At 58.4% G+C, this 24,725-nt stretch carries 21 protein-coding genes; 5 read left to right on the forward strand and 16 right to left on the reverse strand.

Annotation, left to right across the window (positions count from 1 at the left end):
* Window positions 1–561 precede the first annotated feature (561 nt).
* From glpC to glpA, 3 genes are read right to left on the reverse strand one after another with little or no spacing between them, the layout of a single operon-like run.
* Entirely contained in the window at window positions 562–1,767 is a 1,206-nt protein-coding gene (glpC, locus tag DDA898_RS19880) for an anaerobic glycerol-3-phosphate dehydrogenase subunit GlpC (RefSeq protein ID WP_033112121.1), read from the reverse strand.
* Window positions 1,764–3,014, reverse strand: coding sequence for a glycerol-3-phosphate dehydrogenase subunit GlpB (glpB, locus tag DDA898_RS19885; RefSeq protein ID WP_038912129.1), 1,251 nt, complete (start codon window positions 3,012–3,014; stop codon window positions 1,764–1,766). Before glpB ends, glpC begins: the two co-directional genes overlap by 4 nt.
* On the reverse strand, window positions 3,004–4,647 hold the full coding sequence (glpA, locus tag DDA898_RS19890; RefSeq protein ID WP_038912130.1) for an anaerobic glycerol-3-phosphate dehydrogenase subunit A: 1,644 nt from the start codon (window positions 4,645–4,647) through the stop codon (window positions 3,004–3,006). The genes glpB and glpA overlap by 11 nt, the downstream gene beginning before the upstream one ends.
* Before the next feature lie 300 nt (window positions 4,648–4,947).
* Here glpA and glpT point away from each other — a divergent pair, with 300 nt between their 5' ends.
* A complete protein-coding gene (gene glpT, locus DDA898_RS19895; RefSeq protein ID WP_038912131.1) occupies window positions 4,948–6,297 on the forward strand; it encodes a glycerol-3-phosphate transporter in 1,350 nt (449 codons plus the stop codon).
* A 144-nt stretch (window positions 6,298–6,441) separates the two neighbouring features.
* Window positions 6,442–7,524, forward strand: coding sequence for a glycerophosphodiester phosphodiesterase (gene glpQ, locus DDA898_RS19900; RefSeq protein ID WP_038912132.1), 1,083 nt, complete (start codon window positions 6,442–6,444; stop codon window positions 7,522–7,524).
* Here the strand turns inward: glpQ and yigL are convergent.
* Together yigL and pldB are read right to left on the reverse strand one after the other, a co-directional pair.
* The gene (gene yigL, locus DDA898_RS19905; RefSeq protein WP_038912133.1) at window positions 7,515–8,312 is read right to left on the reverse strand and encodes a sugar/pyridoxal phosphate phosphatase YigL; all 798 of its coding nucleotides are present in this window, start codon (window positions 8,310–8,312) and stop codon (window positions 7,515–7,517) included. The two genes, glpQ and yigL, sit on opposite strands and share 10 nt — an antisense overlap.
* A 52-nt stretch (window positions 8,313–8,364) precedes the next feature.
* Window positions 8,365–9,357: a lysophospholipase L2 gene (gene pldB / locus DDA898_RS19910; protein ID WP_013319812.1), complete on the reverse strand. Its 993-nt coding sequence runs from the start codon at window positions 9,355–9,357 to the stop codon at window positions 8,365–8,367.
* A gap of 113 nt (window positions 9,358–9,470) precedes the next feature.
* Here pldB and rhtB point away from each other — a divergent pair, with 113 nt between their 5' ends.
* Complete coding sequence (rhtB, locus tag DDA898_RS19915) at window positions 9,471–10,091, forward strand: homoserine/homoserine lactone efflux protein (protein WP_038912135.1); 621 nt, start codon at window positions 9,471–9,473, stop codon at window positions 10,089–10,091.
* 157 nt (window positions 10,092–10,248) lie between these two features.
* On the opposite strand, the gene DDA898_RS19920 is transcribed toward rhtB, so the two are convergent.
* The 4 genes from DDA898_RS19920 to pldA form a co-directional block, all read right to left on the reverse strand.
* On the reverse strand, window positions 10,249–11,139 hold the full coding sequence (locus DDA898_RS19920; protein WP_038912136.1) for a DUF6402 family protein: 891 nt from the start codon (window positions 11,137–11,139) through the stop codon (window positions 10,249–10,251).
* A gap of 364 nt (window positions 11,140–11,503) precedes the next feature.
* Complete coding sequence (gene rhtC, locus DDA898_RS19925) at window positions 11,504–12,127, reverse strand: threonine export protein RhtC (RefSeq protein ID WP_038912137.1); 624 nt, start codon at window positions 12,125–12,127, stop codon at window positions 11,504–11,506.
* Between the two features lie 60 nt (window positions 12,128–12,187).
* Complete coding sequence (recQ, locus tag DDA898_RS19930; RefSeq protein WP_038912138.1) at window positions 12,188–14,032, reverse strand: ATP-dependent DNA helicase RecQ; 1,845 nt, start codon at window positions 14,030–14,032, stop codon at window positions 12,188–12,190.
* A 152-nt stretch (window positions 14,033–14,184) separates the two neighbouring features.
* Window positions 14,185–15,054, reverse strand: a complete 870-nt coding sequence (pldA, locus tag DDA898_RS19935; RefSeq protein WP_038912139.1) for a phospholipase A — start codon at window positions 15,052–15,054, stop codon at window positions 14,185–14,187.
* A 224-nt stretch (window positions 15,055–15,278) separates the two neighbouring features.
* Between pldA and DDA898_RS19940 the strand changes: the two genes are divergently transcribed.
* Window positions 15,279–15,749, forward strand: coding sequence for a thioesterase family protein (locus DDA898_RS19940; RefSeq protein WP_013319820.1), 471 nt, complete (start codon window positions 15,279–15,281; stop codon window positions 15,747–15,749).
* 100 nt (window positions 15,750–15,849) lie between these two features.
* Window positions 15,850–16,770: an EamA family transporter RarD gene (gene rarD, locus DDA898_RS19945; RefSeq protein WP_038912140.1), complete on the forward strand. Its 921-nt coding sequence runs from the start codon at window positions 15,850–15,852 to the stop codon at window positions 16,768–16,770.
* Here the strand turns inward: rarD and DDA898_RS19950 are convergent.
* From DDA898_RS19950 to dapF, 7 genes are all read right to left on the reverse strand, one after another.
* The gene (locus tag DDA898_RS19950) at window positions 16,729–17,787 is read right to left on the reverse strand and encodes an AbrB family transcriptional regulator (protein ID WP_038912141.1); all 1,059 of its coding nucleotides are present in this window, start codon (window positions 17,785–17,787) and stop codon (window positions 16,729–16,731) included. The genes rarD and DDA898_RS19950 overlap by 42 nt on opposite strands.
* A gap of 176 nt (window positions 17,788–17,963) precedes the next feature.
* Window positions 17,964–18,914, reverse strand: a complete 951-nt coding sequence (gene corA, locus DDA898_RS19955; protein WP_022635229.1) for a magnesium/cobalt transporter CorA — start codon at window positions 18,912–18,914, stop codon at window positions 17,964–17,966.
* A gap of 369 nt (window positions 18,915–19,283) precedes the next feature.
* Window positions 19,284–21,446 carry a DNA helicase II gene (uvrD, locus tag DDA898_RS19960; protein ID WP_038912142.1) on the reverse strand — a complete coding sequence of 721 codons (2,163 nt, stop codon included), beginning with the start codon at window positions 21,444–21,446 and terminating at the stop codon, window positions 19,284–19,286.
* Window positions 21,447–21,532: 86 nt separating this feature from the next.
* Window positions 21,533–22,249 carry a 5-amino-6-(5-phospho-D-ribitylamino)uracil phosphatase YigB gene (gene yigB / locus DDA898_RS19965; RefSeq protein ID WP_038912144.1) on the reverse strand — a complete coding sequence of 239 codons (717 nt, stop codon included), beginning with the start codon at window positions 22,247–22,249 and terminating at the stop codon, window positions 21,533–21,535.
* Window positions 22,249–23,157 carry a tyrosine recombinase XerC gene (gene xerC / locus DDA898_RS19970; protein WP_038912145.1) on the reverse strand — a complete coding sequence of 303 codons (909 nt, stop codon included), beginning with the start codon at window positions 23,155–23,157 and terminating at the stop codon, window positions 22,249–22,251. Before xerC ends, yigB begins: the two co-directional genes overlap by 1 nt.
* Complete coding sequence (locus DDA898_RS19975) at window positions 23,154–23,855, reverse strand: DUF484 domain-containing protein (protein ID WP_038912146.1); 702 nt, start codon at window positions 23,853–23,855, stop codon at window positions 23,154–23,156. Before DDA898_RS19975 ends, xerC begins: the two co-directional genes overlap by 4 nt.
* Window positions 23,852–24,676: a diaminopimelate epimerase gene (gene dapF, locus DDA898_RS19980; RefSeq protein ID WP_038912148.1), complete on the reverse strand. Its 825-nt coding sequence runs from the start codon at window positions 24,674–24,676 to the stop codon at window positions 23,852–23,854. Before dapF ends, DDA898_RS19975 begins: the two co-directional genes overlap by 4 nt.
* Window positions 24,677–24,725: the final 49 nt, after the last annotated feature.

Genomic DNA, 24,725 nt, shown 5'->3' on the forward strand with positions numbered 1-24,725 from the left:
ACCGCGACAGCCCGCAGGGTGGCGGCCAGGGATGGCACGCCACAAAAAATTTCCGGGAGAAATTTTTGATGTCGCACCGCGACGGCCCGTAGGGTGGCGGCCAGGGATGGCACGCCACAAAAAATTTCCGGGAGAAATTTTTGATGTCGCACCGCGACAAACAAATAGGAAACCAGATTCCTAAAAATTCAGGATAAAAAAAAGCCAGCACCCGAGCTGGCTAAGTAATACTGGAAGCAATGTGAGCAATGTCGTGCCTTCACAGCAAAACCGCGATGAGTCACAAGGATGGATTCATTTGGCTTTCCCGGAACGCATGGCAATAATAATCATTATCATTTGCATCTGTAAAGCGTTTTTTTGCTCAATACAAAGAAAAATCCCCCCTGAGATCGCCGGCCTGCCTGACATTTCGATGATCCTGCCGTTACCATGAAGGATTATTTTTTCAGAATCAATTGGTTAACAATTAACCATACGCGGCGCGAGGGAATAAAAATAAACGCCCTCTCCGCGTCAACATTGAGAGGGCGGCCGTGCATCGAAGCCCGCGCCAACCGTTTACTCCGCAGGCAGCGCTTTAGCCAGTAAGCTGAAGGGATGTTCGCAGGGTTTCCCCGTCGACATTTCAATCTGCCATTTGCAGGTTTCGCAATCGGTGATCACCAAATCGGCGCCGCTTGCGTCAATCTGCCGGAACAAGGGCGCGCCAATTCCTTGCGCGGTGTCGTAGTTTTCCTTCTTGAAACCATAGGTTCCGGCGATGCCGCAACACTGGGAATCCAGCACCTGCAACTCCAGCCCCGGAATCCGCCGCAGCAGTTCCAGCGTATAGGCGGTCCACCCCATGCGTTCCAGATGGCAGGGCGTGTGATACACCACCCGCAGCGGCAAGGGCTGCAACGGCAGCGTCCGGCCCTGCTCCAGCAAACGATAAAGATGGCGAGTCGCCAGTTCGATGCCGTCGCGCACGTGGTGATTGTCCAGCCCCAGCAGATGGGGATATTCATCGCGCAGCGTAAAGGTGCAACTGGACGAGGTGGCGATGACCGGCAAGCCCCGGCTGTTGATGGCGTCATCCAGCGAGGCCAGATTGAAACGCGCCTGTTTGCGCGCTTTATCGAGGAAACGGTTGGCGATTAGCGCCACGCCGCAGCATTTCTCTTTGGTCAGCAACTGCACCCCGACCCCCATCGCGTTAAACACGCGGATCAGGTCGCGCCCCAGCTGTGGGTGGTTGTAGTTGACGTAACAGCCGTGGAAATAAGCCACCTGTTCGGCAAATTGCCGTTGATGCGCCGCCTGCTGGCGATACCAGTTGCGGAAGGTGCCGTGGGAATAACGCGGCAGCTGGCGGCGATGGTCGATTTTCAACGCTTTATCCAGCAGCTGGCGCATCGGTTTCAGCCCGGTGAGGGTGTTCACCAGCGGCGCAAACGGCGTGGCGACCGTCCCCATCAGGTCAGTGTGGCTGAGAATGGCGTCGCGCAGCGTCGGGCGGTGCTGGCTATGGCTGGCTTTGGCGCGCTGGATGATGTCGCCGATTTTGACATCCGATGGGCAAGCCACCTCGCACCGCTTGCAGTTGGTGCAATACTTCAGCGCTTCGTCAAACAACGCCGGGTCTTTGCGCCGCAGCCGTTCGCCATCCGGCCCCGCCTGTTTCGGCCCCGGATAGAGCGGATTGACGCGCGCCACCGGGCAGGCTGTGGTGCAGACGGTGCATTTGATGCAGTTTTCGAAACTGGTGTCAGGCCGGTTCATCATGGGTTCTCTCTTATGATCATCTCGGCGGCGTACAACGCGGTCAGCAGCGATACCCCACCACCGCATCCCTGTCGCAACGGGTCATATCCCCGCAATACCGAGCCAATCGCATACAAACGGTGCTGAGTATGACCGCCGATAGCCGGATGCAACTGCGCATCCGCCACCACCCCGAATTGCAGGTAGGGCTGAGCGGCGAACAGATTCGGCTTACTCCAGTCTTCATGAGCAGGCAGGAAATCGACGTCCAGCCCGAACACCGGTTCCACCACCCGATCGCGCTCGGCCACCAGACCATTGCTGAAAAAGCTGCCGCTCGCCAATACCACATGATCGGCGCGCAGCGGTATCTCGCCGTGGCTGCGGGTATACAGCGCCACACCGTCTTCCCGCGGCTGCGCCGACAACACCCGATCTCCCGGCATCAGCGTTCCGCCGATCTGACGAAAGCGATTCAGCAGCGCCTGATGCATGCGCATGCCTGGCAACGACGGCGGCAGCGTCGCCAATAACCCCACCGGTTTACCCAGCGCCGCATTCAGCCGCGCCTGCGCCTCCAGACCGATGCAGGCAGGCAGGATCACGGCGTCATTGCCGTTCGCCCGCGTCAGCAGTTCTTCGGCCAGCGCCGCCGTCCCCGCCGGGGTATCCAGCAACCGGGCAATCGCCAGCGAGCGAAACTCGCTGGCGTTTTGCCGTAAAGCATCCAATAGCGGCAGACGCAGGTCATCGGCGCGGGCGGCGATCCCCTCCGCCTGCAACGCGCCGGCAACCAGCCGGGATTGAAAATCCATAAAGCCGTCGATACCGGCGACCAGCGGTTGCCGCCACGCCGGCGACCCCGGCAAGCCGCGCGTCACGCTGTCCGACGGGCTTAACCAGCACGGATGCCACTTGCCCAACGGGGTAAGGCGCTGATGATTACTCCCGCTTCCCCCTCGCAGCCACAGCCCGCAGCGCGCCAGCAGCGCTTCGGCGTCCGACGCCAGTTGGCTGACGCGCGCCTTGCCCATCAGGGTGTAAGGATGATGCGGCGCCTGGGCGGCCAACGCATCCAACGCCGTCAACGGCTGGTCGACCGCCGTGCCGTCCGGCAGCGTCGCCAGCAGGTCCAGCGCGCCGGACGCAAAGGTCAGCGCGCTTTGCCCGACGCTGACCACGGCGCAGCGTTTACCCTGCTCTTGCAAGCGAATGCCGCAGGCTAACCCGGCCAGCCCGCCGCCAATGATCACCACGTCATAACGCATCGCTGTTCTCCTGCTCCCGGTTTTCGGTCAGCCCGCACAGCCCCTGATAAATCCAACTGGTAAATTCGCTTTCCCGCAACGTATGCCCCCAGGCGATGGGACGCATACCTTTCCAGCGCTCATTGAGAAACTGGCTCAGTTGCGACACCGCCTGTTGCGGCGTGGACTGCCCCAGCCGACACAACAGACCGGCCGCGCGGCAGGCGCACAGCTCCCCCTGACAGGTGCCCATGCCGACGCGGGTACGGCGGCGCAGGTCGGTCAGGTTGTTGACCTGCAGCGACTCCACCGCATAACGCACCTCGCCCGCCGTCACCGCTTCGCATTCGCACACCAGACTGCTGTCCACCCGCTGGCCGGAAACCAGCGGCGCGGCGCGATGTCCGTGGCGATAAATCGCCGAGCCGCGCAACGGCGCCGACAGCGGCGACGCGGCCTGCGGCCTGTCTGGATCAGAGACTTCCGACCCCGGCAGCGGCCGTGACGCGGTGGCGCATTCGGCTCGATGGCCGAGCTTCTCGCATACCTTGTCCGTCACCCATTCCGCCATCAGCCGATAGGTCATCAGCTTGCCGCCGGTAATGGTGACAAACCCTTCCAGCCCGTCCCGGCTGGCGTGGTCCAACAGCACAATGCCGCGGCTGACGCTGCGCCCGGACGGGTCGTTATCGCTCGCCACCAGCGGTCGCACCCCGGCGTAGGCGCGCAGAATGCGGGTTTGCGCCAGTTGCGGCGCCAGCAGGCTGCCTTCGCGGATCAGGGTATCGACTTCCTCTGGGGTAACGGTCATGCGGTCGATCTGGTCGTAGTCGATGCGGGTCGAGGTGGTGCCGATCAGCGAAATGGTGTCGCCCGGCACCAGAATGTCGGCGTCCGCCGGCTTACGGCAGCGGTTGATCACCCGGTTGTTGATACGGTGGCCCAGAATCAGCAGCGCGCCCTTGGCCGGGAACATGCGCACGGTGAGGTCGGCGTATTCAGCGATACGCTGCCCCCAGATGCCGCCCGCGTTCACCACCACCTGCGCATAAATCTCGCAGGCCAGGTGGCGTTTGTGGTCGAAAACGCGCACGCCGATGACGCGGTCACCCTGGCGAATCAACCCGATGACTTCGTGGTAGGTCAGCACTTCCGCGCCATGCTCGCAGGCGTCGATCATGTTGGCGGCGGTCAACCGGAACGGGTCCACGGTACCGTCCGGCACCCTTACCGCGCCGATCAACGCCGGATTGGCGGCCGGCTCCAGTCGCAACGCCTCTTGCGGATCGATCGCCTGCGCCGGGATCCCCGCCTGCCGACAGGCGGCGACAAACCGCGCCTGATAGTCGAGGTCATCCTGCGGCAACGTCAGAAACAGGCCGTCGGTCGGTTCAATACAGTGGCGGGCAATACGGCGCAGAATCTGATTTTCTTCAATGCATTCGCGGGCGGATTCGGCATCGGTAACCGCATAACGCGCCCCGCTGTGCAACAGCCCATGATTACGACCGGTAGCGCCGGTGGCGATGTCGTGCCGTTCCAGCAACAGGCACCGCAAACCGCGCAATGCGCAGTCGCGAGCGGTCCCCGCGCCGGTGGCGCCGCCGCCGATAATCACCACATCCGTTTCACGCCGCAAACCATCGTTCGCCATTACCGTCCCACCTCAATTCGGATCGTCTTTGTATGTAGTGGGACATAAATCACCGCAAAAATGATTGATAAAGAACAAAAACACTCAAAAAACGAAAACCGAACGACGGTAAGACCACGAATATGTGACTCAAATCACTCAGAAATGAAAAATGGTTATTTCATTTGTGTTATTCACAGCTCAAAATGGCCTCCCTCGTCATAAAAGTGTAACAATTGCGCGTTTACTCACACTGAAAAGCACGCGCATTCGCTACGCTGGCGAGCGTTATAGAACATAACTATCGGGGATCGTTTATTTATGCTGAGTATTTTCAAGCCTGCGGCACATCGTCCGCGCGTAGAGGAACATCGGGTGGATCCGCTCTACCGCCGTCTGCGCTGGCAAATTTTTCTGGGGATCTTTTTCGGCTACGCCGCCTACTATCTGGTCAGGAAGAACTTCGCGCTGGCGATGCCTTATCTGGTCGAACAGGGCTTCTCCAAAGGCGATCTGGGCTTCGCGTTGTCCGGTATTTCGATTGCCTACGGGTTTTCTAAATTCATCATGGGCTCGGTGTCCGACCGCTCCAACCCGCGCGTATTCCTGCCCGCCGGTTTGATTCTGGCGGCGGCGGTGATGTTGTTTATGGGCTTCGTGCCGTGGGCGACCTCCAGCATCATGGTCATGTTCGTGCTGCTGTTCATCTGCGGCTGGTTCCAGGGCATGGGCTGGCCGCCGTGCGGCCGCACCATGGTGCACTGGTGGTCGCAGAAAGAACGCGGCGGCATCGTGTCGGTGTGGAACTGCGCCCACAACGTGGGCGGCGGCATTCCGCCGCTGCTGTTCCTGCTGGGGATGGCCTGGTTCCACGACTGGAAAGCCGCGCTCTATATGCCGGCGTTCGCCGCGATTCTGGTGGCGCTGTTCGCCTTCGCTATAATGCGCGACACGCCGCAGTCCTGTGGCCTGCCGCCGATCGAAGAATACAAAAACGATTATCCGGCGGATTACAGCGAAAAAGACGAACAGGAGCTGACGGCCAAAGAAATCTTCATGCAGTATGTGTTTCCCAACAAACTGTTGTGGTACATCGCCTTTGCCAACGTGTTCGTCTACCTGCTGCGTTACGGCATTCTCGACTGGTCGCCCACCTACCTCAAAGAGGTGAAGCACTTCGCGCTGGATAAGTCGTCGCTGGCTTACTTCCTGTACGAATACGCCGGTATTCCGGGCACGCTGCTGTGCGGCTGGATGTCCGACAAAGTGTTCAAAGGCAACCGCGGCGCCACCGGCGTGTTCTTCATGAGCCTGGTGACCATCGCCACCGTGGTGTACTGGCTGAACCCGGCGGGCAACCCCACCGTGGACATGCTCTGCATGATCGTTATCGGCTTTCTGATCTACGGCCCGGTGATGTTGATCGGCCTGCATGCGCTGGAACTGGCGCCGAAGAAAGCCGCCGGCACCGCCGCTGGCTTCACCGGCCTGTTCGGCTATCTGGGCGGTTCTGTGGCGGCCAGCGCTATCGTCGGTTACACCGTGGACTTCTTCGGCTGGGACGGCGGTTTCCTGGTGATGATCGGTGGTAGCGTACTGGCGGTGCTGCTGTTGATCCTGACCATGATCAACGAGAAGAAACACAAGGAAGCGCTGGCGCAACGCGCCTGATTCTGTCATCCAGTCATGGTTTACTGACGACGAAACCATACGCTTTATCCCCGCCGGACTGGCGGGGAGTTATCAACGATACTTTCATTTTAAACGCATCGACTCACCCAGCTTTTCTTTCTCCCACTGAAAAAGGACGCTGACATGAATCCTCTGTTCAAACCGTTACTGGCCGGCATGACGCTGGCGATGTCTCTCTCCGCGCTGGCGCAGACCGGCGATAAAATCGTGATTGCCCACCGCGGCGCCAGCGGCTACCTGCCGGAGCACACCCTGCCCGCCAAGGCGATGGCCTACGCGCAGGGCGCGGACTATCTGGAGCAGGACCTGGTGATGACCAAAGATAACGCGCTGGTGGTGCTGCACGATCACTACCTTGATCGCGTGACCGACGTTGCCAGCCGTTTTCCCGGCCGGGCGCGGGCTGACGGCCGTTACTACGCCATCGACTTTACGCTGGCGGAAATCCGTTCGCTTAAATTCACCGAAGGGTTTGACCTGAAAGACGGCAAGCCGGTGCAGAGCTACCCGAATCGTTTCCCGATGGGCAAATCGGACTTTCGCGTTCACACCTTTCAGGATGAAATCGAATTTATTCAGGGGCTGAACCACTCGACCGGCAAAAATATCGGCATCTATCCGGAAATCAAAGCGCCGTGGTTCCATCGTCAGGAAGGCAAAGATATTTCACGCGCGGTGCTGGAGGTGCTGAAACAGTACGGCTACAGCCAAAAAAGCGACCGGGTTTACCTGCAATGCTTCGACGCCAACGAGCTACAGCGCATCAAAACCGAACTGGAGCCGGCGCTGGGCATGAACCTGAAGCTGGTACAACTGATCGCCGAAACCCGCTGGCAGGAAACCCAGCAGCAACAGCCGGACGGCCGCTGGGTCAACTATGACTACGACTGGATGCTCAAGCCGGGCGCGATGCAGAAAATCGCCCGCTACGCCGATGGCGTCGGCCCCGACTATCACATGCTGCTCAGCGGCGAAGCGGGCAAGGTCGCCATCAGTCCGCTGGTGAAAGAGGCGCACGCCAGCGGCATGGTGGTGCACCCTTACACGGTGCGGGCGGACCGGCTGCCGAAATACGTCAACGACGTGAACGCGCTCTATGCGCTGCTCTACCGGCAAGCCGATGTGGACGGCCTGTTCACGGATTTCCCCGACAAGGCCGTCGCGTTCCTGCATTCACCGCCGGATGCCCGGCCGTCTCAGAAATAAAGACGACGCAGGTATTGTGGCACCGCCTGATCGATGTTGGTGCCAATCACCTCGTTGTCCGGCAGCATATCCTTCAGTCGCTGGTGGGCATTGCTCATGATGCAGCCTTTGCCCGCCATCGACAGCATTTCATAGTCGTTCATGCCGTCGCCGAAGGCGATACAGTCTTTGATAGTGTGACCGAGGATTTTGGCGACCTGCTCCAGCGCGTGGCCTTTGGATACGCCGCCCGCCATCACCTCCAGGCAACTCAGGGTGGAAAAGCTGACGTTCACCCGGTCGCCCCAGCGCGCGTTAAGCGCTTCTTCCAGCGGCAGCAGTTTGTCGTGATCCTCACAGGTGAAAAACACCTTGCCGACGCCGTCGGTACCCAGCGTTTCCGGGTCGAACAGTTTGTAGCGGAACACCGTCTCGGTAAAAAAGCGCTCTTCCTCGGGGCGGGAGCGACACAGGAACCACTCGTCGCCGCGATAAACGTGGGTCATGATTTCCGGATGGTGATACACCATGCCGAACAGATCGTGGGCGATATCGCGGTCCAGATTGTGGCTGAAAATCAGCTCGCCTTCGGTGTTATGCACCCGCGCGCCGTTAGACGTAATCATGTAGGCGCTGATCGCCAGATTATCGCGGATTTGCGCCACATCCATATGGTGACGTCCGGTGGCGAACACAAAATGGACGCCCTGTTCCGTCATCAGGCGCAGGGTTTCTTTGGCATAGGGTGACAGGGTGTGATCGGGTGACAGCAAGGTGCCATCCAGATCGGAAGCAACAATCGGGTACATACGTTGAAATCCAACCTCCGCTGGTGCCGGGCGGACTGGCCGCACAGACGTATTAATGATAATCGTTGAAGTGTTGCAAAATCCGCCCGAAGGCGTCGGCCCGCATCGCATCCTTTTCCGACAGGATGTCGTGACGAGCGCCGCGAATGACGTAAGGTCGGCCATCCGCACACGGGTGGCCGGCTGCCGCCAGCGCCTGACAAAAGGCGTCCTGACAGCGGTTATCCACCACCCGCTCCTCTTCCGCCTGCAACAGCAGCAGAGGCGTTATAATCACCGCCGCCTGTTGTAACAGTTGCGTTTCCACTTGCAGCGCTTCCCGCACCCAGTGATAAGTCGGGCCGCCGATGCGCAAATCCGGGTCATCGGCATAAAAACGCACATGGCGACGATAGCGCGCATGGCTGTGGGTCAGCACATTCGCCATAAATGGCAACGGGCGCCACGGGCTGGTGCCGATGGCATAGTAGTCCCGTATCGCCGGGTAACGCTCGGCCCAGTCGAGAATGCGCCAGACCAGCCAGCGCGGCATCGGCAACAGGATGCCGCACATCGGCGCGCAAAGCGCCACCGCATCGAACGCCTGCGGCTGACGCGCCAGAAACTGCGCCAGAATCGCGCCGCCCATTGAATGCGCAAGCGCGAACCGTTTGGTATAGCGCCCCGGCGCCACCTGCTGTTGCCACAGTGTCGCCACATCGTCCACATAATCGCTAAAGCGCTTAACATGACCGCGATGACGGTCTTTCAGCAACCGGCCGGAACGCCCCTGACCACGGTGGTCCATCATCAACACGTCGTAACCGCACTGGAACAGGTCGTAGGCCGCCTCGGCATATTTCACGTAACTGTCGGTGCGGCCAGGCAACACCACTACCAGATGCTGATGCAACGGCGAGGTAAAACGCACGAAACGGATCGGCACGTCATCCACGCCGATGAACATCCCTTCCTGACGCTGTCGCCAGAAATCCAGCAATGATCCGTTAACAAATGCAGCGTACTGCCATTCCCTGGTCAGCAGGCACTCTGGATACGGATTCATCAGGCTCTCCCGAGGTCAATCATGCCGAACGGATTGATTTTTGTGAGCTATAGCACAAAGACGGGCATTGGCGTATTGTGACACAAAAAACCGCAATCAGGGAGCATTCGGCCATGACCCAGGACTGGTGGTTAACCTACCTCGTCACCACATTAATTCTCAGCCTGTCGCCCGGCTCCGGCGCCATCAACACCATGAGCACCAGCATCAGCCACGGTTACCGCGGCGCGATAGCCTCCATCGCCGGGCTGCAGCTGGGCCTGACTATTCACATCGTGCTGGTGGGGATCGGCCTGGGGGCGTTGCTGTCTCAATCGGTGCTGGCCTTCGACATGCTGAAATGGCTCGGCGCCGCTTACCTGATCTGGCTCGGCATCCAGCAATGGCGCAGCGCCGGCTCGCTGGACCTGCAGACGCTGGCTAACAGTATGCCGCGCCGCCGTTTATTCAAACGGGCGATTCTGGTCAACCTGACCAACCCGAAAAGCATCGTGTTTCTGGCCGCGCTGTTCCCGCAGTTTATTATCCCGCATCAGCCCCAGGCGATGCAGTATCTGGTGCTGGGCGTCACCACCGTGGTGGTCGACATCATCGTGATGATTGGCTACGCCACGCTGGCGCAGCGCATCGCGCTGTGGCTAAAAGGCCCGCGTCAGCTCAAACAGCTGAACCGGACCTTTGGTTCGCTGTTCATACTGGTCGGCGCGCTGCTGGCGACGGCCCGCAAAGCCTGAATCCCGATGAGCTTACTCAGGTAAGTGATTCGGGTGAACGACAACTCTGCCGGGAGCAGATTTGAACGCAGCGTGCTGCGACCCTGAAAGGGCGAGGCCCAAGCATGGGCCGAGTAATAAAGTCAACGCACCTGCAACGTGAAGTATGACGGGTATATCATAAGAATATCACTTTATTATCTTTTGATGGTGGAAACCAGAAAACATCGGAAAATACGATAAAGTCTCCACCTGAATTATTTCTCTCCTGCCAACGTCTAAAATCCGAATTCCATATCGGATAAAATCCCGGATATTTATTTTCCAGTAAACCAGATAGCCCCGCAATATAATATGAAAAATAGACTACTGTCTCCACCTTATTCAAAATACGGTCTTTACTCCACACCCCTAATAATTCCGGCCTTATAATATCAATACTATTCATTACTCTTTCATCAACAAAGTCATACGCATCTTTGAGATATACACCGATTGATTCAAGAGAAAAAATAGATTTATTTTCATGTACAGATGTATAGCCACGCACTGCAAGTTTAAGATTTGCTTTCCCGATTGCGCCATACCAATCATTAATCGTATCCAGAATGCCGCCAACGTCAACACCACTTACCTGTGCTGAGGCATCCAGTACTCTGGCGCTATCACTGTACCCTAGCTTCACTAATCCACCTGGAGTATATCCTTCAGATACCAGCCTTTCTTTCAGGAGTGCAATAGCGTTGTGATTGTCCCAACTTTCTTGTAATTGGTGAAATCTTTCTATTACTTGTGGGTATTTCAATGCCCAATCCATTTTTACGATGGTGTCGTTATACTCATTTTCCTTTAATGTTCTGGCATCAGTATTAAATAAGGTGTTCTTGCTTTCTATTGTCCATTTTACCGCCGGGCTGATACTAAACCAGTGTTTCATCAACTGAGGAGCAACTTTCCAGCCCATTTTCTCCATAGCGATGATAATTTGAACAAGAGGAAATGCCTTAGCGCCAGCTTTCTCCTCGTCAGTATTGGATGCTGAAGAGGCTTTGGGGTTTTCAACCGCCATGATCGAATCCTTACCTGTTCTGGAAAACAGAATTTGACGATACTTTCTTTTAATATGTGATTGTACAAATTTGTGTAAGCAAACCCTCAGCAATACCCGTTGAGCGTTCGCAACCGTCATTCCAGAGGAAAAATATTCAAGGTGCGTTCATTCGCTTGGTTTATCAGGCAAAAATTGCATCAGGCGCTCCGGTCAGCGATACCCCCCGGAGAGTGCCATCAACAAATATACCGCCCCGAACCAATGAGTTATTCAGGAGCCGATGCGATCAATGAGGAGAAAGCGCTAATTAGAGAGGACTGGTTTCCGGTACGACTATCGGAAACCAGCGAATAATATCTGTAAATAAAAAAGCGGGTGGAATTTAACGCGAAATAATCAGGTGGATGCCGAACCCGGTAAACAGCACGCCTGCCAGACCGTCCACCCATTTCGCCAGCCGCTGATACCCGCGGCGCATCACCGGCAACGCAAACACCAGCGCCACCAGGCTGAACCACAGCAAGGTTTCCAGTGAAATCAGCGCGAACAGTCCCCAGCGCGCCGCCGCCCCCACGTCATCGCCGACAAACAGCGAGAACACGCTGCCGAAATAGATCAGCGCCTTGGGGTTGGACAGGTTAGTCAGGAAACCACGCATGAAGGTTTTACCCTGCTGCGGCAACGCCACTTCGACAGTTTCCTCTCCCTGATGAGCTCGCTTACGCAGAGCCGAACGCAGCATCTGCCAGCCCATCCAGCACAAATACAGACCGCCGCCGATCGTGACCAGACGATGCAGCCACGCCATGCGCTCCAGCAGCAGATGCAGCCCCATCAACGCGATGGCGGCCCATACCAGCACGCCCAGCGTAATCCCCAGCACGCCCATCAACGCTTCGCGGCGGGAGCGGCTGATCGCCGTCTGGGAAACAAAGAAGAAATCCGGCCCCGGACTCATCAGCGCAATCAGATGCACCAGCGCTACCGTGAGAAACAGCATCAACATATTCATTCCTTTTTTACGTTCCAGAGAAGGCGAAGACCCGGCCGGTAGACTAAGCACGCCTCAGTCATCACCGCTATCCAAATGATCGCGGATCAACGTCATAAAGGGGGTGCCAAATCGCTCCAGTTTTCGCTGGCCGACACCATTGACCGCCAGCAGCTCGCTGGCGGTGACCGGCAGCAGTTCGGCCATTTCCAGCAGCGTAGCGTCGCTGAACACCACGTACGGCGGAATGTTGTCTTCATCCGCAATGGATTTACGCAGTTTGCGCAGTTTGGCGAACAGTTTGCGGTCGTAATTACCGCCGTAGGTTTTCTGGCTGGCGCGCGGCTTGCTCAGGCTGATAACGCGCGGCACCGCCAGTTGCAACGGCACTTCGCCGCGCAGCACCGGCCGGGCCGATTCGGTCAGTTGCAGCGCGGAATGATGGGCGATGTTCTGCGCCAGCAACCCGAGGTGGATCAACTGACGCAAAATGCTGACCCACTGTTCCTGCGTTTTATCCTTACCCAGGCCGTACACCGGCAGTTTGTCGTGACCGAATTCGCGGATGCGCTGATTATTGGCGCCGCGCAGCACTTCGGCGATATAACCGATGCCGAACCGTTGCCCGACGCGGTAAACGCAGGACAGCGCTTTCTGCGCGTCCACCAGTCCGTCATAGCGCCGGGGCGGGTCGAGACAGACGTCGCAGTTGCCGCACGCTTGCTGGCGGTTTTCGCCGAAATAGTTGAGCAACACCAGACGGCGGCAAGTCTGCGCTTCAGCAAACGCCCCCATCGCATTCAGTTTGTGCCGCTCGATATCCAACTGCACACCGGCCGGTTTTTCTTCCAGGCAGCGGCGCAGCCAGGCCATGTCCGCCGGGTCGTAGAACAGCGCCGCCTCGGCGGGCAGGCCATCGCGCCCGGCGCGGCCGGTTTCCTGATAGTAGGATTCGATATTACGCGGGATGTCGAAATGCACCACGAAGCGCACGTTAGGTTTGTTGATGCCCATGCCGAACGCCACGGTGGCGACCACCACCTGCAGGTCGTCGCGCAGAAACGCCTCCTGCACCTGAGAGCGACGGTCGTTGTCCAGCCCGGCATGATAGGCGCCGACGCTCAGCCCGCGGTTCTGCAACCGGGCGCACAGGTCTTCCACCTTGGCCCGGCTGTTGCAATACACGATGCCGCTCTTACCGCGCTGCCCTTGTACAAACAGCCACAGTTGGTCGAGCGGTTTGAATTTTTCCACCAGCGTGTAACGGATATTGGGACGGTCGAAACTGCTGATATTGATCAGCGGGTCGCGCAAATCCAGCAGACGGGCGATATCCTGACGGGTAGTTTCATCGGCGGTTGCGGTCAGCGCCACAATCGGCAGGGTGGGAAACTGCTGTTTAATCTGCCCCAGCGCGCGGTATTCCGGGCGAAAATCGTGCCCCCACTGGGAAATGCAGTGCGCTTCGTCGATAGCGATAAGCGTCGTGTTCCAGTGCGTCAGTTGCTCCAGAAACCCGTCGGTGGTGAGACGCTCCGGCGCGATGTACAGCAGTTTCAGTTCACCGCGACGACAAGCGCTGAACACCGCCTGCTGCTGTTCACGGGTTTGGGTGGAATTGAGGCAAGCCGCCGCCACGCCGTAAGCCTGCAACTGGTCGACCTGATCCTTCATCAGGGAGATCAGCGGCGACACTACCAGCGTCAGCCCTTCCAGCACCAGCGCCGGAATCTGATAACACAGGGACTTTCCCCCGCCGGTCGGCATGATCACCAGGCAGTCGCGCCCGCTGACGGCGGCATTGATAATGGCCTGCTGACCCGGCCGGAATTGCTGGTAGCCAAAGGTTTCACGCAGCACCTGCATCGCCAGCGTTTCTTTATTCAATACGTCCGCATTCAATACATCTGCCGTAGACACGCCTTCACCGATTTCACGTTATTCACTGCCCTGAAAAAGTTATTCACCGCTTTTGAAAAAAGCAAACAAGCGCTATTTTCAGCGCCGCTCGCCAAAACTGCAACGTCTGTTGCCGGGTTTTCTGCGGCGGCCCGCAGTCTCGCCGGTCAGGGCTAGAACATATCGTTGAGCGTCACGCCAATGCCGTAGCGGGTCTGGCGGTGATTGTAGTCAATCAACGACTCGCCGTAACCGCTGAATACCTTGGTGTAAAAACGGACATGATCGCTGATCGGGTAGCTCCATCCCAGCTCGCCGCCGCCGTAACCGGTATTCCAGTTATAACGTCCTTCGGCGCTGAAAATGCTGTCCCCCCAATGGTAGCCGACCCGCACCCGATAATGGCCCATGTACCGGATGATGTCCGGGTTGTCGTCTTCGCTGTCATGCAGGCGCAGCCAAGGTTTCACTTCCACCTGCCAGTTGCCGTTCTGCGCCATCAGACGGGCATAGACCCGGTTCCAGCTGCGCGAGGTCGGATCGGCGCGCCCGTTGGACTGATGATTGAACCCCATCTCTACGTCGCGCAGCGTCCAGCCGGCAAAACGGTAATCGGTCGCCCAGCCAAGAAAGACCTGCGGTTCGTAGTTGGTTTCACGAAACGGCGTGGACTCGCTCTTGTTGGACATCTGCCACCAGGAGCGCTGGGTATAAGACGCGCCCAACAGCGAGTTTTCCCCGGCAATGCCGCGCCACAGCGGAAAACCGAGGCTTAACTGGAAATTCACCTCGTCTTTGCGAGCGTGGTCGGCCCAGCTGTAGCTGTCAATCGCCTGTTTATTGATGTTGCTGGTGTAGGTGTAAAGCAGGTAGTTGCTTTCATAAGGGTAAAGTATGAACGGCGTGTCGTGCTTCTGCAGCAGCCCGGCGATAATACTGCCCGGTACGGCCGGCGCATCATGGATTTCCTGAACGCGGGCTTCCTGCGCCTGGGCGGTCGCCGCCAACATCAGCGCAACAGCTATCCCACCTGATTTATACATGTGCGTACTCTCCCAAAGGATCAAGATAGTAATGTGAATTGGATAACGAACTGAAAATAATGGCGGATAGTGTACACAGGTCGCCCGGTTCGCGCAGTTTTCCTGTTGTTATATCGACCAGCGGTAGCAAGAAAGCATTACGGCGCCTAAAATAACAATTCATTAACCCATAAATACATAAAAATTAACCACCTCACCCTGCAGGCGCGACAAGAGGCTCACACATGCTTACTACACCGCTCACCCAGGACACGCTACGTCAGCGCGTCAGCGATATTTTTATTTATCAGATGCCATTCAATCAGGAGCTGGGGCTCACGCTGGAGGCATTCTCGCCGGATGCGGTTACGCTGAGTTTCCATCACCAGAACAAGCTGGTGGGCAATGCGTTGCAACAGATCCTGCACGGCGGCGTGATCGCCGCCGGTCTGGACGTGGCGGCCGGGCTGGTGTGCGTGGGCAGCGCGCTGCTGCGACATGACACCTTGAGCGAGCAGGAACTTCACCAGCGGCTGTCGCGTATGGGCACCATCGACCTGCGGGTGGATTACCTGCGCCCCGGCCGCGGTGAGCACTTTATCCTGACCAGCCAGCTGTTGCGCGGCGGCAATAAAATCGCCGTGGCGCGAGCCGAATTACATAATGAAAAACAGTCGCATATCGCCAGCGCCATCGCCACCTACATCGTTGGCTAAGGGCGTGTCGAACAGATATTTATCGGCACGCGGCGGCAAGACACCCACGCCGTGCTCCGGTACACTGGATGCTTATTGCGGTTTATCTGGTTTCTTATCAATGAGTATGCCACAACACCGTCAGGGGATGCTGTTTGCCCTCGGCGCTTATATCATCTGGGGGATCGCCCCGGTTTACTTCAAACAGCTCACGCAAGTGCCGGCTGATGAAATTCTCAGCCACCGGATTATCTGGTCGTTCTTTTTCATGCTGTTGCTGCTGAGCCTCAGCCGTAAATGGGGAGTGGTGCGCAACGCCTGCCGTCGGCCGCGCCAGTTATTGCTGCTGGCGATCACCGCCATGCTGGTGGCCTGCAACTGGCTGATTTACATCTGGGCGGTTAACCATAACCATATGCTGGAAGCCAGCCTGGGCTACTTCATCAACCCGCTGGTCAGCGTGCTGCTGGGGATGCTGTTTCTCGGGGAGCGCTTCCGCCCAACGCAATGGCTGGCGATGATGCTAGCGATGTGCGGCGTACTGGTGCAGTTGTGGACGCTCGGCTCGCTGCCGGTGATTGCGCTCGCTCTGGCCTTTAGTTTCGGTATTTACGGCCTGCTGCGCAAAAAGATCGCTATCGACGGCCAGACCGGCATGTTATTCGAAACCCTGTGGCTGCTGCCCGCCGCGCTGGTCTATCTGGAATGGCTGGCCGACTCGCCCACCAGCCATCTCAGTCAAAACCCGACATCGCTCAATCTGTTGCTGATGGCGGCCGGCATCGTCACAACCGTGCCGCTGCTGTTGTTTACCTCGGCCGCCATGCGTCTGCGGCTGTCGACGCTGGGCTTCTTTCAGTATCTGGCGCCGACGCTGACCTTCCTGCTAGCGGTGCTGGTCTACGGCGAAACCATCACACCGGACCGGCTGGTCACCTTTGCGTTCATCTGGCTGGCGCTGGCCGTCTTCACGCTTGACGCGCTCTATACTCAGCGGCGATTACGCCGCGCTAACCACAGCGTGACGCGAGATGTAACGTGACAGAATAGGGCTGAAAATCAGGGTGGAGAACAAGCGCAGCGTCTGCATGGCGATAACGAACGCGATATCCACCCGGCTGCCGGCGGCGATAATGGCAATGGAGTCCAGCCCGCCGGGGCTGGTCGCCAGATAGGCGGTCAGGATATCTACCGACAACAAATGCGTTATCATCAGCGCCATCCCGCCGCACAGTAGCATCAGCGTGACAATCGACATCATCATTTTCGGCAGGGTGCGCAGCGCCAGTAGGAAAACAGGGCGGGTAAACGCCAGCCCGACGCTCCAGCCAATAAACGCATAGGCCAGCGCCAGCAGCCATTCCGGCGTCTGTAATGTCAGCGTGCCGGTGGAATGCAACATGGAGCCGATAATCATCGGCCCCAGCAGTTGGCCGGAAGGAATGCGCAGCCGCCGCCCAATCCAGGCGCCGCTAAACGCCACCGCCAGCGTGGCAGGGAAACGCCAGTCCAACGCGGGGAACCAGACCATCAGCGCGCTATTGGCTTGGGCGTCTTGCCCGAGGCTGGCGCGCGCCACAAACGCCGCCGCCGCGGTCACCATCAGTACCCGCAGATACTGCATGAACGCCACCAGCCGCACATCGGCGCCGAAGTCCCCCGCCATCGCCACCATCGCCGACGCGCCGCCCGGAGAGGCACCCCAGGTGCCGGTGGTGCCCGGCAGCTCGCTGTAGCGCATCAGCAACCAGCCCGACAGCCCGCTGGCAACCAGCGTCGACAACAGGATAAACAGGACTAATGGCCACTCTTTCACCAGCGGCGTCAGGATGGACAGGGAGAGACTTTGCGCCACCAGACAGCCCAGCACGGCATTACTGGCGAAAAACAGCGGACGGGGAATACGGATAGTGGCGCCGTTCAGGCCCATCACTACCCCTACCAGCATCGGCCCCAGCAACAGCGCCGCCGGAACATGATAAACCTGCAGACCAAACCCCAACACCAACGAAACCGACAGCAGCATGAACCATTGTGTCGACGCGGGAAACCTCTCCATGCACAGCACCTGTTACAACATCAAAGCAGAGAGGCGATTCTACCGCGGAAGCCCGTCAGACGGGCATCTATCCGTGCGAAATCTGTCCGTTATCAAAAATTGTCGGAGGAAGTCGGGCCAGGGACTCGTCGACCTTGCGGGCAACGAGTCGCCTGTCAGAGAAAAGGGCGTTGGCGTTACAGCCAGTTGCGGCGTTTGAAATACAGGTACGGCGCCAGACCGGCCAGCAGCATCAACAGCATCGCGCCCGGATAGCCGTAGGCCCATTTCAGCTCCGGCATGAATTCGAAGTTCATGCCGTAGCTGGACGCCACCAGCGTCGGTGGCAGGAACACCACCGATACCACCGAGAAGATTTTGATGATGCGGTTCTGTTCGATGTTGATAAAACCCATCGCCGCCTGCATCAGGAAGTTGACCTTCTGGAACAGCGATTCGTTATGCGGCAGCAGAGACTCGATGTCGCGCAGGATCTCGCGCGCCTGCTCCAGTTGGCTGCTCGGCAGACGGGCACGGCGCACCAGGAAGTTGAGCGCGCGCTGGGTATCCATCAGACACAGGCGTACTTTCCAGCCGATATCCTCCTGCTCCGCCAGCGTCGATAGCGCGTCGTCATATTCGTCGCCCTGACGGCCGTCCATGATCACCCGGCTTAAGGATTCCAGATCGCTGTAGATGTTTTCGATTTCGTCCGCCAGCTGTTCAATCTTGGTTTCGAACAGGTCAAGCAGCAGTTCGTAGGCGTTGCCGTCCACCAGCGTCTGAGCGCGGGCGCGCATGCGGTAGAGGCGGAAGGCCGGCAGTTCGCGCTCGCGCAGCGTATACAAACGGCCATCGCGGATGGTGAACGCCACCGTGGAGTTGCCGGCGTGGTCGTCCGCGTCTTCATAAAAGAAAAAGGAGTGAATGTGCAGGCCGTCTTCATCTTCGAAGAAACGGGCCGATGCCTCGATGTCTTCCAGCTCCGGTCGGGTCGCCAGGCTTTGCCCCAGCTGATTCTGCACCAAATCTCGCTCTTCGACGTCCGGTTCGACCAAATCCACCCATAGCGACGTGGTCAGGTCGTTGCTTTCATCCAGTTCCAGGCGAGTTAAACGGCAGTTATCGAGTTTGAATGCGCTCAGCATAAGCCATGCTCCCAAAATGTAACAAAGAGGGACAAAACGCGATTGAAACACAGAAACAGGGTGGAAAAGTCACCATCAGGTTTCAGGCCATGAGACGGTGCTGACTCGATGCGACAAACAATATCGCTGACAACCTCGAAGGCTATCAGCACAGGGAAGATAGCCTTAGAAGTGGTACCTAATCAGTAGGTTATTGAGCCAGTATCGACTGGGTGTGTCCAAGGCGTGGGTCCTCCGGGCATAATGATGCGCGCATGTTACGCCGAGATGAAAAAGGCTGTCAACAGACAAACAGATGATTAGTCTGTGTCCAACCGTAACATCCAGTGAACTCAGACTGAACACCGCCGCCGTCACGGCACAATCACGCTATACCGTATCCAGACGAGCATACGCGGCCACCAGCCATTTGATGCCCTGACCGGCAAACGCCACCTGGATCCGACAGTGATCGCCGCTGCCTTCCACATTCACAATGGTGCCTTCGCCGAATTTGGCGTGACGCACCCGTTGCCCCAGCTTATACCCGGTATCGCTCTGGCTGATTGGCGTTCCCAGCCGCTGATGATTAACCGGACGCGAGATGCTGGCGCGCAGTCGCACCTCTTCCACGCACTCCGGCGGCAGTTCGCCGATAAAACGCGACGGGCGGTGATAGGTTTCCTTACCGTACAGACGGCGGCTTTCGGCGTAGGTGAGCGTTAGTTTCTGCATAGCGCGCGTCACGCCGACGTAGGCCAGCCGGCGCTCTTCTTCCAGACGGCCCCCTTCATCCAGCGACATCTGGCTGGGAAACATTCCTTCTTCCATGCCGACGACAAACACCTGCGGGAATTCCAGACCTTTGGCGGAGTGCAGCGTCATCAGTTGCACCGCGTCCTGATAGGCGTCCGCCTGCCCTTCGCCGGCCTCCAGCGCGGCGTGAGACAAAAACGCCTGCAGCGGCAGCAAGCCCTGATCTTCGTCCTGATAACTGAACTGGCGGGTCGCCGTCACCAGTTCTTCCAGGTTTTCCACCCGCGCCTGACCCTTCTCGCCTTTTTCCTGCTCGTACATGCTCCACAACCCGGAATCGCGAATCACCCGGTCGGTCTGCACATGCAGCGGTAAATCGGCGGTATCGCTGGCGAGCGCATCCACCAGTTCCAGAAAACGTTGCAGCGCGGCGGCGGCGCGCCCGGCCAGCACTTTTTCCTGCAACAACGCGCGCGTGGACTGCCACAGTGTCAACTGGCGGTCGCGCGCAGTCTGGCGCACCACGTCCAACGTGCGATCGCCGATGCCGCGCGTCGGCGTGTTGACCACTCGCTCAAAAGCGGCGTCATCGTTACGGTTGGTCATCAGGCGCAGATAAGACAACGCGTCCTTGATTTCCTGACGTTCGAAGAAGCGCATACCGCCATAAATCCGGTACGGCAGGCTTTGCTGCAACAGCGCCTCTTCCAGCACGCGCGACTGGGCGTTGCTGCGATAAAGAATGGCGCATTCGCTGAGCGCCCCGCCCGCTTCCTGCCATACCTTGATGCGGCTGACCACGAACCGCGCCTCGTCCAGTTCGTTAAAGGCGCAATACAACGAAATCGGTTCGCCCTCGATGCCATCGGTCCACAGGTTTTTGCCCAGTCGGTCACCGTTGTGAGCAATCAGCGCGTTGGCGGCATTGAGGATATTGGCGGTGGAACGGTAATTCTGTTCCAGACGGATGGTGGTTACGTCGCTGAAATCCCGCAGGAAGTGTTGGATATTCTCCACCTGTGCGCCGCGCCAGCCGTAGATCGACTGGTCGTCGTCGCCCACGATCATCACTTTGGCGCTGTCGCCGGCCAGCAGGCGAATCCAGGCGTACTGAATACGGTTGGTATCCTGGAATTCGTCCACCAGAATATTGCTAAAACGGTCGCGGTAATGCTGCAGGATATGCGGTTTGTTGAGCCACAGTTCGTGGGCGCGCAGCAGTAATTCGGCGAAATCCACCAGCCCGGCGCGATCGCACGCTTCCTGATAAGCCTGATAGATGCGTAGCCAGGTTTGCTCCACCGGGTTGCCGTAGCTGTCGATATGCTGTGGCCGCAGCCCTTCGTCTTTCTTGCCGTTGATGTACCACATCGCCTGACGGGGCGGCCACTGCTTCTCATCCAGATTCAGCGCCTTGACCAGACGTTTGAGCAGCCGTAACTGATCTTCGCTGTCCAGAATCTGGAAATCCTGTGGCAAGCCGGCATCCAGATGGTGCGCGCGCAGCAGGCGGTGCGCCAGCCCGTGGAACGTGCCGATCCACATCCCGCCCTGACTGGTGCCGAGCAGTTGATCGATACGGTGACGCATTTCCGCCGCCGCCTTGTTGGTAAAGGTCACTGCCATGATCGAATAGGGCGAGCAGTTCTCCACCGTCAGCAACCAGGCGATGCGATGCACCAGCACGCGGGTTTTACCACTGCCTGCGCCAGCCAGCACCAGCATGTTGCTGCGCGTCGCCGCCACGGCGTCACGCTGTTTATCATTCAGACTGTCGAGCAGGTCAGATACGTCCATAGGCGTCGGTTATCCGTCAAAGGGGAACCCGGCCTCCGGATCGGAGACAAATTCCACTGGTTATCTATACAGTAAAAATAGCAGAATTATAGCAACGTGGTGAGCGATGCCAAGCTGAAAATTTCTACATGCGGCAGCAGCCGGGAATCGTGAATCTGCATCAGGTTGCCGTCACGCAGGTTAATCCAGCAGGATTGTACGCCGCTGCGAATCGCGCCGGCCACGTCGGTGGTCAGATCATCCCCCACATGCAGCAGGTTGTGCAACGGTAAATTCAGCCGTTCGGCGGCCAGCTGATACATATCATCACAAGGCTTTGAGCGGCCATCCGGGCCGGCACGCAGAATAAACTGAAAATATTCGCCAAGACCGCAGGCGTGCGGATCGGCATTGCCGTTGGTGATCGCCACCAGCGGCCAACGCTGCCCCAGCGCACGCAATGTGTCGTGGGTTTCCTGCGGCACGGCGATGCGGCTGCGCCAGCGGGCGAATTCCGCCATTACAGCGTCCGCGCCGGCGGCCGCGTCGTCCGGCGACATCCCCACCCGGCTCATCGCCAGATGTACGGAGCGCCAGCGCCAGTGCGTGACGTCGTGATAAATCTCCGGCTCTTGCGCCAGCAACTCCTGCCGCAGCTGACGCAGGCCTTCGCTGGTGAACGCCCGCAACCCAGGGTGATAGTTCTGCAAAAACCGTAACGACTCCTGCTCCGTTCGCCGGATAACTTCATAGTTATCGTACAGGGTATCGTCCAAATCGAACGTGATGGCCTCAATCCGACCAAGTGGGCGATAAAAATACATCAGGATTTACCTCGTCTGGCGCGTGGGTGCGCGGCATCGTACACCGATGCCAGATGTTGAAAGTCCAGATGGGTATAGATCTGGGTGGTGGAGAGGTTAGCATGACCCAGTAGTTCCTGCACGGCGCGCAGGTCGCCGCTGGACTCCAGCATGTGGGTGGCAAACGAGTGCCGCAGCTTGTGCGGGTGAACATGGCTGTTCACGCCCTGCTTGACGCCCCATTCGGCAAAGCGCTTTTGTACGTTGCGCATGGAAATACGCTTACCGAGGCTAGAGATAAAGATCGCGTCGTCTTCCGGCGCGTAAATATCCCGTATCGCCAGCCAGTTACGCAGCCAGGTGACGGCGGTCGCGCCGATCGGCAGTTTGCGCTCTTTACTGCCTTTCCCCATCACCCAGACTTCGCCGCTGTCCAGATCGACGTGACCACAGTCCAGCCCGACCAGTTCCGCCAGACGCAACCCAGCGCCGTACATCACTTCCAGCATGGCGCGATCGCGCACCGCCAGCGGATCGCTGAGATCGATCTCCAACAGGCGGCTCATTTCATCCACATCCATGTTTTTGGGCAGATGCCGACCCGCTTTCGGCGCCGGCACACTGCGTGCAGGATTAGCATTGAGTTCACCGCGACCAACCAGCCAGTCAAGAAAGCTGCGCAATGCCGACAAACGCTGCGCCAGACTGGCGGCGTTCAGCCCATCGCGCTTGCCGCGCGCCACCACCGCTCGCACGCCGGCGGCATCCAGCGCTTGCCAGTCGGCAATGCCGGACGCCGACAACAGGTCGATAATTACCTGTAACTGATGGGCATAGCTGCTTTGCGTCAGCGGACTCAGTTGCCGCTCAACCCGCAGATAACGCAGAAAGGCTTCGGCTGGCGCCGTTAGGGGGGAATCGGGGTTCATAAGCGTTCAATCCATCGCTCCAGCAATACCGGGATAATCGTCGCCAGATGTTGCAGCAGATCGGTGCCCATGCCGTCCTGATAGTGGTGGCTGTCGCGGCTGCTGAAAATCAACAATCCCAGATCGCCGTTTTTTCCCATCAGCGACAGCGCCACCGAGCCGACCTGGCGCGCCTGCGGCAACAGCAGCAACAGTTCGGGGCCGTTCAGCGTACCAAGATAATGATGCCGCTCGCCCAGCCGCTGGATACGCAGCGGTTCAAACATCGTACGGTTAAGCGCCAGATGGGTAAAATCGGAAGGCGCGCCGATGCGCCAGCGATCGGCAAACAGGCGGATAGCCGCACCCGACAGCCCCAGTTTGCGTGCCCAGCGGTGCAGCCGGTCGAGCAGCTCCTGTAACGACACGGCGGTAGAGAGCGTCATCTGCAATTGCAACAACTGGCTGAACAGTTCCTCATTGCGGGTAGCCTGTTCCGTCAGCAAGGCGATCTCTTCTTCCAGATACTGAATGCGGTTGCGCTGGCGGGCGAGCTGCCACTCCACCAACGACACGCTGCCACGCACCGGATGCGGAATACGCATGGTCTCAGTCTGGTGGGAATGACGAATGAAAAAGTCAGGATGCTGGCGCAGGTACTGCAACACCAGATCGTCAGTCAACTCCTGACGTTCAGCCTGCTCTTCCATGTTCTTCATAGATGCATAAACCCATCATAAACATGCGTAGCCGGGCCGGTCATAAACAGCGGGTGACCGGGGCCGTCCCAGTGAATCTCAAGTTCGCCGCCCGGCAGTTGCACTTTGACATCCGCCGCCAGCAGCCCCTGCTGAATCCCCACCGCCACCGCGCCGCAGGCGCCGCTGCCGCAGGCCTGAGTTTCGCCCGCGCCGCGCTCGAACACGCGCAACCGGATCAGGCCGGAGTTAACCACCTGCATAAAACCGACGTTGGCGCGTTCCGGAAAACGTTCGTGGCTTTCCAGCAACGGCCCGAGCGTCTCTACCGGCGCAGTATCCACATTGTCCACCTGAATCACACAATGCGGGTTGCCCATCGACACCGCACCGCACAGCACCGTGTGCTCGGCGGCGCGCATAATATAGGTTTTTTCCGGCTTGGCGGCGCGGAACGGTACCTGCTGCGGTTCGAAGTTGGGTTCGCCCATGTTCACCCGCACCAGCTCGTCTTCCGTCACCGACAACACCATGCGGCCGTTATGCGTACTGACATTAATATCGCGCTTGTTGGTCAACCCTTTCAGGCGTACGAAACGGGCAAAGCAGCGAGCGCCGTTGCCACACTGCGCCACTTCACTGCCGTCCGCATTGAAAATTCGGTAATGAAAATCCAGTTCGGGATCGTAGGGCGGCTCAACGATTAATAACTGATCGAACCCCACCCCGCAATGCCGGTCCGACAGGCGACGGATCAGCTCCGGTGAAAAGTAGACATTCTGCGTCACGGCATCGACAACCATGAAATCATTGCCCAGACCGTGCATTTTCGAGAACTGCATTTCCTGACCCCGCTGCGTTAAACGGGTGCGGCAGAGACCCTGTCGCGAC

This window comes from Dickeya dadantii NCPPB 898 (assembly GCF_000406145.1).
Taxonomy (GTDB): domain Bacteria; phylum Pseudomonadota; class Gammaproteobacteria; order Enterobacterales; family Enterobacteriaceae; genus Dickeya; species Dickeya dadantii.